The organism is Paenibacillus contaminans (assembly GCF_003285015.1).
Taxonomy (GTDB): domain Bacteria; phylum Bacillota; class Bacilli; order Paenibacillales; family NBRC-103111; genus Paenibacillus_V; species Paenibacillus_V contaminans.
The window spans coordinates 197,276-212,868 of sequence record NZ_QMFB01000017.1; the positions used below are offsets into that span (position 1 = coordinate 197,276).

The 15,593-nt window shown below is 52.9% G+C and carries 12 protein-coding genes; 11 read left to right on the forward strand and 1 reads right to left on the reverse strand.

All coding sequences use genetic code 11. From position 1 onward, the window contains the following. Window positions 1-293 precede the first annotated feature (293 nt). The 8 genes from DQG23_RS26170 (at window position 294) to DQG23_RS26205 (ending at window position 8,010) form a co-directional block, all read left to right on the forward strand. Window positions 294-830, forward strand: a complete 537-nt coding sequence (locus tag DQG23_RS26170; protein ID WP_113033988.1) for a glycerol-3-phosphate responsive antiterminator — start codon at window positions 294-296, stop codon at window positions 828-830. 174 nt (window positions 831-1,004) lie between these two features. After that, entirely contained in the window at window positions 1,005-1,823 is an 819-nt protein-coding gene (locus DQG23_RS26175) for an HAD-IIA family hydrolase (RefSeq protein WP_113033989.1), read from the forward strand. Between the two features lie 81 nt (window positions 1,824-1,904). Then, a complete protein-coding gene (locus tag DQG23_RS26180) occupies window positions 1,905-2,741 on the forward strand; it encodes a metallophosphoesterase family protein (protein WP_113033990.1) in 837 nt (278 codons plus the stop codon). 32 nt (window positions 2,742-2,773) lie between these two features. After that, window positions 2,774-3,850: an ABC transporter ATP-binding protein gene (locus DQG23_RS26185; protein ID WP_113033991.1), complete on the forward strand. Its 1,077-nt coding sequence runs from the start codon at window positions 2,774-2,776 to the stop codon at window positions 3,848-3,850. Further along, the gene (locus DQG23_RS26190; RefSeq protein WP_113033992.1) at window positions 3,850-4,722 is read left to right on the forward strand and encodes a carbohydrate ABC transporter permease; all 873 of its coding nucleotides are present in this window, start codon (window positions 3,850-3,852) and stop codon (window positions 4,720-4,722) included. The genes DQG23_RS26185 and DQG23_RS26190 overlap by 1 nt, the downstream gene beginning before the upstream one ends. A gap of 122 nt (window positions 4,723-4,844) precedes the next feature. Continuing rightward, window positions 4,845-5,672 carry a carbohydrate ABC transporter permease gene (locus DQG23_RS26195; protein WP_113033993.1) on the forward strand — a complete coding sequence of 276 codons (828 nt, stop codon included), beginning with the start codon at window positions 4,845-4,847 and terminating at the stop codon, window positions 5,670-5,672. A 23-nt stretch (window positions 5,673-5,695) separates the two neighbouring features. Continuing rightward, a complete protein-coding gene (locus tag DQG23_RS26200) occupies window positions 5,696-7,036 on the forward strand; it encodes an ABC transporter substrate-binding protein (RefSeq protein ID WP_113033994.1) in 1,341 nt (446 codons plus the stop codon). 188 nt (window positions 7,037-7,224) lie between these two features. After that, window positions 7,225-8,010 (forward strand): arylamine N-acetyltransferase family protein, encoded by a 786-nt coding sequence (locus DQG23_RS26205; protein ID WP_113033995.1) that lies wholly within the window; start codon window positions 7,225-7,227, stop codon window positions 8,008-8,010. Between the two features lie 823 nt (window positions 8,011-8,833). Here DQG23_RS26205 and DQG23_RS26210 read toward each other — a convergent pair. Next, a complete protein-coding gene (locus DQG23_RS26210) occupies window positions 8,834-10,477 on the reverse strand; it encodes a PhoX family protein (protein WP_113033996.1) in 1,644 nt (547 codons plus the stop codon). A gap of 179 nt (window positions 10,478-10,656) precedes the next feature. Here DQG23_RS26210 and DQG23_RS43615 point away from each other — a divergent pair, with 179 nt between their 5' ends. The 3 genes from DQG23_RS43615 to DQG23_RS26230 all read left to right on the forward strand — a co-directional run. Next, the gene (locus DQG23_RS43615) at window positions 10,657-11,661 is read left to right on the forward strand and encodes a phage tail protein (protein WP_337589415.1); all 1,005 of its coding nucleotides are present in this window, start codon (window positions 10,657-10,659) and stop codon (window positions 11,659-11,661) included. Window positions 11,662-11,673: 12 nt separating this feature from the next. Continuing rightward, window positions 11,674-12,201, forward strand: coding sequence for a phage tail protein (locus tag DQG23_RS26225; protein ID WP_202865958.1), 528 nt, complete (start codon window positions 11,674-11,676; stop codon window positions 12,199-12,201). 83 nt (window positions 12,202-12,284) lie between these two features. Further along, window positions 12,285-15,593 (forward strand): cadherin-like beta sandwich domain-containing protein (locus tag DQG23_RS26230; protein ID WP_146762385.1); only part of this gene is annotated, 3,309 nt, incomplete at its 3' end.

A 15,593-nucleotide genomic window follows, 5' to 3' on the forward strand; every position in this document is an offset into this window, starting at 1 on the left:
AGCTTTATGCGGCTCTTTGGAGGCTTTTTGAGTTTATCAGAAAGTATAACGTGGAAGCGTGTTAAGGGAGCAGCGGGACGATCGGTATCCGTGTCCCTCCAGATAGGAGGTGAGTCTGTGGATGGCGGCGTCCGGAATTGTCCGGCGATGGCGGCGCGCAAGTTTTCGAAATCCGGTAAGGGAATAAGTTAAAGCTCATGGCACTTTATAAAACCTTCACATGCGTTTGATACTGCGTTAATAAATATCCCCTACTCTAAAAGAGGTAATTCAACTGGAAGAGGGGTTGCGCATTGAACCGATATCCTGTTATTGCCTCCATTACGGATGACGATCAGATCGCCAAGGCGCTTACGAGCGGCGTACAGAGGGTCAATTTGATGACCGGGACGATCACCAATTTGAAGCAAATTATCGGGCAGCTGCATGATGCCGGGAAGAAAGTGTACGTTCACATCGAAATGGTGGGCGGAATCGGAAGAGATGCATCGGCCATTCAATATTTGGCTGAGGTTTTTAAAGTCGACGGAATTGTGACGACCAAAAGCAATGCCGTCGCGGCCGCCAAACAGGCGGGGCTGGCGAGCATTCAGCGCATTTTTGCGATCGATTCCGCCGCTGTGGATACGGCCATCCGCATGATCAAGACATGCAATCCCGACGAAGTGGAGCTTATGCCCGGACTGATGCCGAGGATCATTCAAGAGATGAAGGAGAAAATCAAACAGCCTCTCATTGTCGGCGGGTTGATCAGGCATGACGAGGAAATCAAACAGGCGCTCGCAAGCGGCGCGGATTACGTTTCGATAGGCGATGTGAGGTTTTGGTAAACGCACTTAATTAAATATAGATCCTTTGGGTGGAGACGATGAGAAAACCCGGCGGTCAGTAATCAACATTCTTTGAGGGAAAAGGAGTGATTTCTGCTGCTGGTTTTTTTGTGCTGCATGGAAACGTTTTGCCGTATTTAGCCGCTTAGCCATCAATGACCAGGGAGAACGCACATGACGGATTTAACATCGTTTGACGCTTACTGCTTTGATTTGGACGGAACCATATTTGTGGGCGATACGCTTCTGCCGGGCGTTCAAGAGACGATCGCGGAGCTGCGCAGCAGGCGTAAAAAAATTATGTTCCTGACGAATACGTCGGTACAGACGCGCCTTGACTGCCAAAAACGGCTGGAACGGCTGGGGCTTCCGTGCGAATTGGAGGAAATCATGACGGCCATTTACGTTTCCGGCATGTATTTTCGCGAGAACGCTCCCGATGCCGCAGTTTATTTGCTCGGCGAGCCGGCTATGGAGGAGGAATTGCGGCAGTTCGGCGTCCGGATTACGGAGGAGCCGCTGGCGGCCACGCATGTGCTGGTCGGGATGGACCGGAACTTTTCTTATGACAAGCTCAATCTCGGCATGAAGGCGATTCGCCGGGGCGCGAAGCTGGTCGCAGCGAATCCGGATCCGGTTTGTCCCGCAACGGACGGCGTCATTCCCGACACGTGGTCGCTGGTCAAAGCGCTTGAGACGGCCGGCCAATCCGAAGCGTATATGGTGATCGGAAAGCCGTCCTCCTATTATGCCCAAAAAGCGCTCCAAAGTCTGGGGATTCCGAGCGAAAAGTGCTTAATGGTCGGTGACCGGTTGGAAACGGACATCCTTCTCGGCTTAAACAGCGGCATGAGAACCGCATTGGTACTGACCGGCATCGCTTCCGCCGATGACATCGGCAGGGATACTATCACCCCCGATTTCGTAATCGCCACGCTGGGCGAAATTTATCGGGAATTATGGGAGCGTGATCGCGCCGTTAGCGGCAAATAAAAAGCGAACCGGTTTGCGGAACCATTTTTGAAAAGTCGGACGATGCCAAAATGAAAACCAAAAAACGGGAGGTTTGCGATTATGCGATTCGTTCTAATGGGAGATTTTCATTATTCGCGGATGGAGAACGGCACCGAGGAGATGCTTGATGCGAGAGATAACGCGTATACCGTAATGCTCGATGCATTTTTGAATATGGATGCGGATTATCATATTTCCCTGGGAGACCTTACGCACGAAGGATATCCCGAAGAACTCGGCAGCGTCTTCCAAAAGATCGGGGCCGGCGGGCGCAGCTTTATCCACGTGCTTGGCAATCATGACGCCTATTCGATTCCAAAAGCCGAAATTTTGGCAATCACCGGCCAGCAGCGCTACCGGGCGATCCATACGGACGAGGCGTCGCTGATTTTTCTCGATACGACCAAGGAAATGAACCGGGAAGACTGGGGCGGCGAGATGGATGCCGAACAGCTGGAATGGCTGCAAATTCAGCTCGACCAGTCCGGCGAAAAACCGGCGTTCGTTTTCGCTCATCATCCGGTTTACGGCACCACCGCGCGTTCGACGATGGAGAAGCTTTCGATTCATCCGGACATCGATATGAAGGCAGTTTTGCATCGTAAGAAAGGTCCCGGCTTTTTCTTCTGCGGCCATAATCATGTGAATTCGATCGTCCGCCAGGAAAATTGGCATTACGTGCAGACAGCCGCATGTTTGGATATTCCCGCTTATCGTACGGTGGAGCTGGAGAACGGCAAGGTGAAAATCGGCCTCGTTTTGCTCGAGGAAGCGGATCTTGCCGAGCATATCGCGTTGTTCCATACGAAGATGCCGGGTTTCGCACCTACACCGGAGGCGCATGGAGAAGACTCGGATCGAAATTTGTTTGCCGATATGATGGAATCCGTCAAATAAGCTTCAGTAAACCGAAAGCCGAGGTGAGATCGTTGGCGCAAATCAATTTGAAGCATATCGAGAAAAGCTACGGTCAGGAAAGCGTCGTAAAGGATTTGAATTTGACGATCAAAGACGGCTCGTTTACCGTCCTGGTCGGCCCTTCGGGCTGCGGCAAGTCGACGACTTTACGAATGATTGCCGGCCTGGAGCAACAAACGGGCGGAGAAATTTGGATCGGCGACCGCTGCGTGAACAATGTGGTGCCCGGTAAACGCGGCGTGGCCATGGTGTTCCAAAACTATGCGCTGTATCCGATGATGACGGTCAAGGAAAACATCGAATTCGGACTGAAAAACCGCAAAGTACCGAAGCCGGAACGTGAGCGCCTGATCGCCGAAATCACGGAAATCGTCGGACTCTCGGACTATCTGAATAAGAAGCCGCAGGCGTTATCCGGCGGACAAAGGCAGCGCGTGGCGCTCGCCAGAGCGATGGTCAAAAGTCCGGCTGTATTTCTGATGGATGAGCCGTTATCCAATCTCGACGCGAAGCTGAGAAATCAGATGAGAACCGAGCTGATTCAGCTGCATAAACGTCTGGGAGCGACCTTTATTTTCGTCACTCACGATCAAGTAGAGGCGATGTCCATGGGCGATCAGATCATCATTATGGATAAAGGCCGGGTGTTGCAGGCGGACAGTCCGATGAACATTTACAACGATCCGGCCAATGTGTTTACCGCCCAATTTATCGGTACGCCCGCTATGAATATTGTCAAATACGCCGATTTGGAAGGAATGCCGGGCAGCAGAGTAAGCGACGAACGGTTTTATGCCGGCTTCAGACCGGAAAAGGCGGTTATCGCCCAAGAGGCGAAGCCGGACTGTCTCCATATTCCCGCTAGAATCGTTACTAGGGAAACGCTGGGCGCGGAAATCATTTATCGGCTGGAGTCCAAAGCAGGCCCGCTTTATGTCAAAAGCTTTCTCAAACCTCTCGAGCATACGGCGGACGTCCATATATCGGTGCCGTATTCCGACTTGTATTACTTTGACCGCAGCGGGGCCAGAAGGCGGGAAGCGGAAGGCGAAAGAGTGCTCGGCTTGGTTGCGGGAGGTTTATCCTGATGCCTCTGTGGTACCGGCTTCGCCCGTATGTTATGGTTGCGCCCGCGACGGTTATCTTTTCGATCTTCTTTATCTATCCGATCTTTTACATGATTTATTTGAGCCTGCATGAATGGGACTTTATTAGTCCGGTTAAGGAGTTTGTCGGCTTCGGCAACTTTGCGGAGCTGTTCGGCAACCGGGAGTTTTTGCAGGTGCTCGGCAATTCGCTTAACTACACGCTGCTGACGGTATCGCTGACGATCGCCGTTTCCCTTCTGCTTGCCTTGTGGCTGAATCGCAAAGGATTGTTTTACGGATTTGTTCAGGGCGCGATCTTCAGTCCGCATATCATTTCTTTGGTTTCGGTATCGCTCGTATGGATGTGGCTGATGGATCCGCAATTCGGTTTGTTGAATTGGATTCTGGAGCTGCTTGGCATGCCGAAGCTGGAATGGCTGAGCAATCCGAAAAGCTCGCTGATGTCGCTTGTGCTCGTGGCCGTATGGAAAGGAATCGGGTTTAATGCGCTTGTATTCATCGCCGGACTGCAAAGCATTCCGAAGGATGTGTACGAGGCTGCGGAACTGGACGAATCCGGCAGATGGAGAACACTGTATAAAATCACGCTGCCTATGCTGTCTCCGACCTTGTTTTTCCTTGTCATTATCAACATGATCGGATCGTTCCAAGTGTTCGAGACCATCGCCATCATGACGCAAGGCGGGCCGGTCAACTCGACGAATACGCTCGTATTTTACATTTACCAATACGGCTTCAAATTTTTCAAAATCGGTTATGCCTCAGCCGCGGGTGTCGTGCTTCTGGCGGTTGTCGGATTGCTTACGCTGATCTATTTCAAATTGCTGAGCAGGAAAATTCATTACCGCTAGGAAAACGCCGCTGCTGACTTAGCCGGCCGCCGTTAAGTTAATGCCTTACCGCGCGCCGGAGCGCAACGCGGCGGGATTTACGAAGTCAGTTTCGCAAAGCGAAACGGTTAGGAGCGCGCAGCATGCCAATCGCTAAACCCGTTATAAAAGCCTTGAACATATTGGGGCTGATCGTCTTGGTCGCCGTGTTCGCGATTCCTTTCGTGTGGATGATTTCCACCTCGCTTAAATCGTATACCGAGACGGTTCTTTTTCCGCCGAAGTGGATTCCTGACGCCATTCAGTGGGAAAATTTCGCGAAAGCCTGGAATTCCGGCCCTTTCCTGAAATATTTCATCAACAGCGTCCTCGTTTCCGTCGGCATTCTCGTCATGCAGTTTTCGACGATTATTTTCGCGGCTTATGCGTTCGCCAGATACCGTTTCAAGGGGGACCGCTTTTTGTTCGGCGTGACGATGGTCACCTTGATGATTCCCGGCCAGCTGATTTTCCTCCCGGTTTACTTGCTGCTGAGCAAGTGGGGGCTGCTCAACACGCTTTGGGCTTTGATTCTTCCTTTCTCGTCAAGCGCGTTCGGTATTTTCTTATTGAGACAAACGTTCAAGCAGGTTCAGGAGGAATTGCTTGAAGCGGCGAGACTGGACGATGCCGGCGAATGGACGATCATCCGCAAAATCATGGTGCCGATGGCCCGGCCTACACTGGTAACCTTTGCTTTGTTCAGCTTTATCGCTCACTGGAACGATTATTTCTGGCCGCTTGTCATGACGACCACCGACGCCGCGCGGACACTGCCGATCGGGATCGCCAAAATCCGTGAGGTGGACGGAGGGAGCGCGTGGCATATTTTGATGGCCGGCAATCTGATTCTGGTCATTCCGATTTTGATCGTGTTTTTTATTGCGCAGCGCCAGATCATTAAAGCATTCGTTTATTCCGGAGTGAAATAACAATCCAATTGGAGGGTTTCATCATGAAAAAATCCGTGTTATCCGTTCTGGCCGCATCCGTCGCTGTCTCGCTTACCGCTTGCGGTGCAGGTCCCAAGCAAGCCGATGTCGCTTCTTCTTCGCCTTCTTCTTCCCCTTCGCCGTCCGCCGATCCGAAAACCGCCGCAGGCGGCGAAAAGAAAAAGGTCGAAATCAACTATTGGTATTCCTGGGGAGATAAAATCGGCGAAAACAACGAAAATCTCGTCAAAAAGTTTAACGAGTCGCAGGACGAGGTCGTCGTGAAAGCTCATTTTCAAGGCACTTACGACGAGCAGCATTCCAAAGCCCAAGCCGCATTCGCCGCAGGTAACGCACCGGAAGTGTGGCAGAACGAAATCGCATCCGTAGGCGTATTCGCCAAAGCCGGCATGACTGAGGATCTGACTCCGTTCGTCAAGAGAGATAACGTCGATATGAACGATTTTATTCCCGGATTGATGGGCAACTCTTATGTCGACGACAAGCTGTACGGGCTTCCCTATTTGCGCAGCACGCCGCTGCTTTATTTGAACAAGACGATGCTGAAGGAAGCGGGTCTCGACCCGGCCGGTCCTAAAAACTGGACGGAGTTCGAGGAATACGCCCGCAAGCTGACCGTTAAGGATAAACGCGTCGGCATCACGCTGCCGGTAGATATCTGGTTCTATGAGGCGTTCATTGCGCAAAGCGGCGGGAAAATGATCAGCGACGACGGCAAAAAAGCCGAATTCAGCGCGGAACCCGGCATAGAAGCGTTGAAGTTTTGGCTGAAGCTTAAAGAGGAAGGCGTCATGAAAATTCCGACTACGGACGATGCCGGCAATCAGGCCAAAATCGATTTTCAAAATCAGCGCTCGGGCATGCTGTTTTCTTCTACGGCGGACTTGACCAAGCAGATGCTGGTGGCCAAAGAATCGGGCTTCGAGCTGGGGACGACGTTTATGCCGGCGAATAAAAGCTACGGCGTGCCGACCGGCGGGGCCAATCTGGTCATGTCGGCCAAATTGCCGAAAGAGAAGCAGGAAGCCGCGTGGAAATTCATCAAATGGATGACATCCACGGAGCAAACGATCTATGCAAGCACCTTTACCGGTTATTTGCCGAGCCGGATTTCGGCCGTAAACAGCGAAGATATGAAGAAGCTGTATGCGGAAAAGCCTTTGTTTAAGGTGGCGGTGGATCAGCTGGAGTATGCGAGACCGCGTCCGATGCTGAAGGCATATCCCGAAATCGCCAAAAACCTCAAGGATGAAATATCGCGCGCCGTCGTCGATTCTTCCGTAACGGCGGAGAAGGCTATCGCGGGAGCGGGCGAAAAGGCGGATAAGCTGTTGAATAAATAAAGCACTCCCGGAAAAGGGGGGGACGGAAAGCCCGGGGAGATCCCCGGCTTTTTGTCGTCTACATTCGCTTGGCAGCTATCTTCAGCGTTCGAGGGAGAAGGAATTTTCGATCCGGCAGCGAACTCTTCCTTAAAGAGTGCAGGCCTTGGGGGACGAGGCAAGAGCTTGCAGCTAAAGGAGACGATACGATGAACGAACGCCATAAAGAGCAAAAAGCCGAAGTGCGCGCCTATTTGGAGCGCATCGGTTATGACGGTCCGTTAGATGGAAGCGCAGCGGCTCTTGCCGAGCTGCAGGAATGCCATCTTCATGCGGTGCCTTACGAAAATCTGGACATTCTGAACGGCGTCCCGCTGTCGCTTGAAATTCCGGCGCTGTACGATAAAATCGTCGTGCGCGGGCGCGGCGGCTACTGCTTCGAGCTGAACGCGCTGTTCGGCTTGCTTTTGCGCGAGCTCGGTTACCCGGTGACGGACCTGTTCGCCCGCTTCTGGCGCGACGAGCCGAACGCGCCCCCAAAGCGCCGCCATCAAGTGCTGAAGGTCGAAGCCGAAGGCGCCTCGTACTTGTGCGACGTCGGCGTCGGCGGTATCGTGCCGCGCAGGCCGCTGCAGTTGGTTGAGCTTGCCGAAAACCAGCAGGGCGACGAGTGCTATCGCCTGGAACGCGACGATTACTTCGGCTGGATGCTTTGCGAGCTGAAGCGCGGCGAGTGGAGCCGCATCTATTCGTTCACCGAAGAGCCGCAGCTGCCGAAGGATTATCTCATGGCCTCCTTCTGGTGCGAGCATGCGCCGGATTCTATTTTCAAGAAGATGAAAATGGTGGCGATCCGCACCCGCGAGGGCCGCAATACGATCGCCGGCGAAGAGTTCCGCATCTTTACGGCTGACGGCGTGCGCGCTTTTACCCCTCAGTCGGAGGAAGAATACCTTGATGCGCTGCGCGAGCATTTTGGGATCTCGCTGAAGTAGAGTGTGCCGGCGCTCTTTGTTGAAGCGTTCGACAAGCTGGTGAATCATCGAATATTCGTTGGAAGGCGAAATCCAATACAAATGAAATATAGTCGCCTTCACCTCAAGATGCCCCATATCGAGAATGACGCTGCCTTTTCCCGGAATCGCGCATACGTTGCTTTATTTTGGGAGACTCCCTGTAAATCTTTTTTTCCGTTTTCGTTTGGAGCTCAAAGGAGCGCAACTCCACTATTCAGGTCAAGCATGGACGAGTGAATGAGCAAAAAGAACCGCCGGAACTATTTTCCGGCGGTTCTTTTCATGGAAGGACTAGCGAGCGGAAAGAAAGGCTTTATACTCGAACCGTGCGATTAGTAGGGAAAACCTTATTGTTTATGAGGCTGCCCTCACTATTCCAACGTAAAATGCTCGTTCTCGCCCGCTAGTGAGGCAAACACCACTATCAATTTCGTTTGCCTTACTAATAGTTGCGTTTGCCTCATTATCTCGCCAGAACATGGATTTTCGGTTAGAAATAACGAGGTTTGACTCACTAATAATAACCTTTGCCTCATTGCGCCTCCAGAATGAAATGCTGCTTTCCTACGGGCGCCTTGCTGCTGCAAATAATAGCTTGCCAAGATGCTCGGTAGGCTTAGCTGAATATACGAAAACCCCCAGTGGGGGGAGGGAAGAACGTAAGAAATATCTCCTTCGAACTAGAGGTTAAGAACAGGGCAGGTTTGCCAGGCCGCTTCCATTGATCGAAGGAGGGATATGGGACAGACAATAGTCGTATTAGACACGAAAACGGGACTGAAAAGGTAAACAGAGAACTAGTTTATAGGGTCCCAGTAATAGCTACAACTGCGGAACGAGGCTGCATTTCCCCTTGCCGGCGCTGCCATTTGCTTGTCGGCTTGTCGGTTCCGGCGCCTGAAGCTCCGGGATGGTTAACGGCCATAAAAACGGTATCCTGATTGCCGGAGAAGGCAAGTCCGCCAATAGCGGCTTCTGCCGGTGCGGAGGCATATTGCTTCGTTCTCCGGGCCTCTCCCGAAGGATGGACCAAATACATGCCGTTGTTTTTAAACTCCGCCCAGGCTCCGCTGTTCAGCTTATCGGCCGGGATATCGGAGCCTACCCAAAGATTGCCGTTCTTGTCGAAGGCCAAGCTGCCCGGAGAACTGAAGCCGCTCTGCCGTCCGCCGGCAAGGAACGTTTCGAACTCGAAGGAGGAGCCGCTGCCCTCCTTCAGCCGCAGGATATGGCCGTGAAGATTACCTCGTTTATCGTTCCGGGTGCAGGCAATAAATAAGGCCTTATTCGACGGATGGATCGTAAGCTCGACAGGCCGGTCGCAAGGGGTCGCTCCGACGATAAGGGCCGCTTCGTTTGCAAACGCAAGGACGTCGCTCTGGGACTGAAACTGCTCGAGCAGCTGCTCCCTGGATTTATACAGCGCTTCAGGCACTTGATAGGTAAGCCGGTTCAGCTGATTGCGCACGTTTTCGACGGAAAGCTCGATCCAGCTGCCTTGGGTCAAGTCGGCGGCGTACAAGGAGCCGTCTGCCAGAATCTGCGCGTTTACGTCCCCTGCAGCCCATTTTCCTGAGCTTATGTATTTATAGATAAACCCGTCCGGTGAATCTTCGCCCATATATACAACGACCTGATTGTCCGCGTTTAAGCTCATCGCTGCGCTGCCATGATGGAACCGCCCCAAAGCGGTGTGCTTGACCGGCTTTTTCGACGCATCGAAGGGATCGATTTCGATGACCCAACCGTAATGGGAAAGCGGCAACCCCGTATCGCGGCATGTCGATTCGAAACGGTTTTCGCAGGTGAGCTGGGTGTTCCATAACGTTTGCGCACCGCCCCGGTTCGCGAAAGTGCCTTGGATGAGCGTAGCGCCGTTAACGGCCTTCGTTCCTCTGACCGGACCTGTCAGCTCGATCGGCGTTAAACCGGTAATACGGAGGGCAAGCGCAGAATCCGGGACAAGCTTCCAAGAGCCGAGTGCGTCTTTTCTCAAATGAAGGAAGGAACCGCCTTGCTCGTAAAGCATTTGTTTTTGCAGTTCCCAAACGATCGGCTGCGAGCGGTCCGACATCCAAGAATACTGCACCGATTCGTGATTGACCCACAGCAGCGCTTCCGAGCCGGAGCCCGGCAGTGGAAAGAAGGACGTATAACTGCTGTTAAAACCGAACGTATCGCCGGATTTGTTGATCGTGTCGCCGTATGCAGCCAGGACGTGATAAGAAAAGCCTCCGGCGAGCAGCAGCTCGTCCGCATCGGCTGCCGTATGCAGGGTGGGATTAAACGTTTCCGGCAGCTGCTCGTAGGCGTTTACGTTTTGCGGGGAAGCGTCGGCTTTGCGGCTAAAAGCAGTCAACCCCGTATATGCGGCTGCCAAAGAAGCGGCCCCGGCCCCCAAATATTTTAAAAAATGGCGACGCGATATCGTTCTTTTCGATTCCATCCCGATTTCCTCCGAACGTGTAAGTATCAGTTAAAATAAAGATACCATAAATTCAGAATCTATGAATGATTTTTACTAGCATATTTGCTAGAATTAATACTATAAGCACTTAGAAGAGCGTATCAGAAAGACTACTATAGATAATAGGAAACGTTATGGAAAAGGGAGGTAAATGACAGATGCCGTTTATTGGCGAGATCCGTATGTTTGCCGGCAATTTTGCTCCGGCGGGTTGGGCGTTTTGCGACGGGCAGCTGCTCCCGATCAGTGAGAACGATACGTTGTTTAATTTGATCGGCACCACTTACGGAGGGGACGGGCAAGAAACGTTCGCTTTGCCGAATTTGCAGAGCAGAATTCCGCTTCATACGGGCAACGGTTTTAATTTGGCGGAGACCGGCGGGGCGGAAGAAATTACGCTTACAGTTAATCAAATACCGAACCATGCGCACGCAGTGAGCGTGTCGTCCAAATTCGGCAGCACGAACAGTCCGGAGGGTACCGTACCGGCAAGATCGACTCTGAATCAATTTACGGACGATTCGGTATCGAAAGCAAATCCGATGGGGAATGCGGCTACGATAAATCCGACGGGAGGAAGCCAGCCGCACACTAACCTGCAGCCTTATTTGGCGATACATTTCATTATTAGTTTGTACGGGGTTTTTCCTTCTCAAGGCAGTGGAGGCGGACAGGAACCTTATATGGGGGAAATGCGCTGGGTGGCGTTCAACTTTGCTCCGGGAGGATGGGCATTGTGCAACGGTCAGCTCCTGCCGATCAACGTAAACCAAGGATTATTCTCTATCCTGGGGACGACTTACGGCGGAGACGGGCGCGTAAATTTCGCTTTGCCGGATTTGCGTGGGAGAGCGCCCATTCATGTAGGAAGCGGACATACGCTTGGAGAGCGAGGCGGGGAACAGGCGCACACGTTATCGATTGCCGAAATGCCGCAGCACTCCCACGCTCTTTCAGCCAGCAGAAACCCCGCCGATCTCAAAGTGGCGAAAAATAATATTTTTGGCGTTACCTCAACGAGCTCTTACGCTTATGTGCCTGACAATGCGACTTTGCCGGCCATGACAAGCGTAGGCGGAAGCCAAGCCCATCTCAATATGCAGCCTTTTTTATGCTTGAATGCCATTATCGCAACGGTCGGCATTTTTCCTAGTCAAAATTAAAGGAGATTCATTATGGACGCATTTGTCGGGGAAATCCGCATGTTTACGGGAAACTTCGCTCCAAAGGGTTGGGCGTTTTGTGACGGGCAATTGCTGCCTATTTCGCAAAACACGGCTTTGTTTTCCCTTCTGGGGACGTATTACGGAGGGGACGGGAAAAGCACCTTCGCGCTGCCGGATCTGGAAGGGCGCGTACCGCTTCATGCCGGGCAGGGTCAGGGGTTATCGCTTTATGACATTGGCCAGAACGGAGGCTCGGAGACGGTTACGCTGCTGATGTCAGAGATGCCTTCGCATTCTCATACGCTGGAATATGGAATTTCCCCCGGAGCGCAAGAGAATCCCGCGGGCCAAATTTGGAAAGATGCTACGGCAGGCAGGCGCAGCCCGTCCGCCTATACGAGTCCTGCAAACTTGACGGCCATGGGAGCGCAAGCGGTTGCCGAAGTCGGCGGAAGTGTCCCTCATAATAATATGCAGCCGTATTTGACGGTTAATTTTATTATCGCTTTGCAAGGTATATTTCCGCCGCGTGGATAATGTCCAGCGCAGTTAGCGGTTTTTTTTGAATTTATCGGCAAAAGATTTGGCGGAAGCAAGGGATTCGGAGAGGAGTTTGGGAAGTGGAAGATCGGCATGCTGGACCCAAACAGATTTTGGTAGGCAGGAAATTATTATTTACTTTGTTGTGGCTGTTTTTTGCCATTGCGGTTTGGTTTGGCTTCGCTGGGGCGGCTCACGCGGCATCGTTCACGGTAACGACGTATTCGGATACGACCGATATTGCCCCCGGCAATGGCGAGTGCCGCGACATCTCAGGGCAATGCTCGCTTCGGGCGGCTTTAATGGAGACGAATATACTTGCGGGGGAGGACGAGATTGTCATTCCGGCGGGAACGTATACGTTAACGACGGGTCAGCAATTGGAAATTCGCGATCACGTCAAGCTGACGGGTAATTCGAGCAATCCCGGGAGCACGATTATTCAGGCGTCGACAAACGCCGTTTCGGCCACTCACCGGGTACTGGAAATAAATCCGGATTTGAATGCTGCCGGATATAACGTCACGATTGAAGGACTGACAATCCGGAACGGCAAAGCGCCCGCTGTTAGCGGCTACGGTGGCGGCGGGATCGGCGGAGACGTCGGCGTAAGCACGACAACGATCAGTCATTCCGTTATTTCCGGCAACTTGGCTTCCGGCAACGGTTATGGGGGCGGCATCTATCTATCCGGAGCCGCAGCCGGCAAGGTTCGGATGACGGATGTAACCGTAAGCGGCAATAAAGCGGGAGAAGCAAGCTTAACCGGCTACAGGTCGAGGGGCGGCGGCGTTTATTTTGAAGGCGATATGGGTTTGGAGCTAACGGACGTCGCTGTGCAAAGCAACACCTCCTATGGGCTTGGAGGAGGAATGGCGATCGTATCGGAGACGGCATCTTTAAGAAATGTTTCGATTACGGATAGCTCGTTTACAGGCAACACCGCAATCAGTAAAACGGCCGGACCCGATACGGAAGGGCGCGCCGGAGGATTGTATCTGGGGTCTCCTGCGGTTATAACGGGCACGCAGTTTGCGAACAATACTGCCGGCGGGGACGGCGGCGGCCTGGTGCTTGATTTTTTTACCGGCTCGGTCGGGCTGAATAACGTAACGATCAATGCCAACACCGCACAGCGAGGCGGCGGAATGTACATCAATGCTTATAAGGCGCCCGATATGACGAGCTCTTCCATTTACGGAAATACTCCGAATGACGTGGACGTCAATCCGGAAGGAACGGACATGGAAGTAACGATCGCTCCGGCAGCCGCGCCGGGCGGCATTTTTTCACAAGGCAAAACGGGCGCTCACTATTTGGTTACGGTGAAGAATACCGGCAAAGTCAAATCCGGCGGAAATGTCAGCGTTACGGTTACGCTGCCGACGGGGCTTACGGCTACAAGCATGGCCGGGAACGGATGGACATGCTCGACCGGGACATTGACCTGTACGCGTTCGGATGCGCTGACCGGCGAGAGCGGCTATCCGGTTATCGACTTAACGGTGAATGTGGCGCAAGATGCGCCGCGCACGGTGACAAGTTCGGCGAAGGTTTCCGGAGGCAATGAACTCGACATAGACAATGATACGGGTATTCATGAGACTACAATTCTGAGCCGCGATTCGAGCTTAAGCAATCTTTTGACTTCAAAAGGTACTTTGGAGCCTCTCTTCGCGTCAGGTACGCTTGCCTATACGGTGAATGTCGGCTATGTCGTGGATAAACTGGCGATTACGCCTGCCGTTCATGAGTCGCATGCTACGGTGAAAGTGAAGGGCGCTGCGGTAACGAGCGGCCAACCAAGCGGTTTGATAGATCTTACGGTTGGCGATAATGCTATTCCGGTTTTGGTTACAGCCGAGGACGGCATAACGACTACGACGTATACGATAACGGTAAACCGTGCGCCTAAGTCTACGAATGCGAATTTGAGCGATTTGACGGTAAGCGGCGGCGTAACGTTGAATGAAGCATTTTCGGCGAATACGTTAAGTTATACGGCAAACGTGGATCATGAAATCGATTCGCTTACGGTTACGCCTACGGTGGAATATCCGCAGGCAACGGTTACGGTAAACGGAAATCCAGCAAGTGATCCGGTTAACTTGAATGTGGGGGACAATGCAATCTCCGTTGTTGTAACGGCGGAAGATGGTACGACGAAGAAGACGTACACGATCACGGTGACGCGGGCGAAGTCGAGCAATGCGGACTTGGGCGCGCTGGCGCTAAGCGCGGGAACGCTGGATCCGGTCTTCGCAGCCGGAACGGAAAGCTACACGGCAAGCGTCGGCAATGCGGTTACGAGCATCGACGTGACGCCGACCGTGGCGGACTCGACGGCTACAGTGACGGTGAACAATGACACTATCAATTCGGGCAGTCCGAAGAATGTAACGTTGAATGTGGGTACGAATACCATCACGGTTGTTGTGACGGCGCAGGACGGCACTACAACGAAGACGTACACGATCACGGTGACGCGAGCGAAGTCGAGCAATGCGGATCTTAGTGCGCTGACACTCAGCGCGGGAACGTTAGATCCGGTCTTCGCATCCGGAACGGAAAGCTACACGGCGAGCGTCGGGAACGCGGTTACGAGCATCGACGTGACGCCAACCGTGGCGGACTCGACGGCTACAGTGAAAGTGAACAATGACACCATCAATTCGGGCAGCGCGAAGAACGTAACGCTGGGCGTGGGTACGAACACCGTCACGGTTATTGTGACAGCGCAGGACGGCACGACAACGAAGACGTACACGATCACGGTGACGCGAGCGAAGTCGAGCAATGCGGATCTGAACGCACTGACGCTAAGTGCAGGAACGCTGGATCCGGTCTTCGCATCCGGAACGGAAAGCTACACGGCGAGCGTCGGCAACGCAGTTACGAGCATCGACGTGACGCCGACGGTTGCGGACTCGACGGCTACAGTGACAGTGAACAATGACACTATCAATTCAGGCAGTCCGAAGAATGTAACGCTGAACGCGGGTACGAACACCGTCACGGTTGTTGTAACAGCGCAGGACGGCACGACGAAAACGTACACGATTACGGTGACGCGAGCGAAGTCGAGCAATGCGGATTTGAGCGCGCTGACGTTAAGCGATGGAACGCTGGATCCGGTCTTCGCAGCCGGAACGGAAAGCTACACGGCGAGCGTCGGCAACGCGATTACAAGCATCGATGTAACGCCGACGGTAGCGGATTCGACGGCTACAGTGAAAGTGAACAATGACACCATCACTTCAGGCAATGCAAAGAACGTAACGCTGAACGTGGGTGCGAATACCATCACGGTTGTAGTAACGGCGCAAGACGGCACCACGACTAAGACGTACACGATCACAGTGACGAGAGCGAAGTCGAGCAATGCGGAC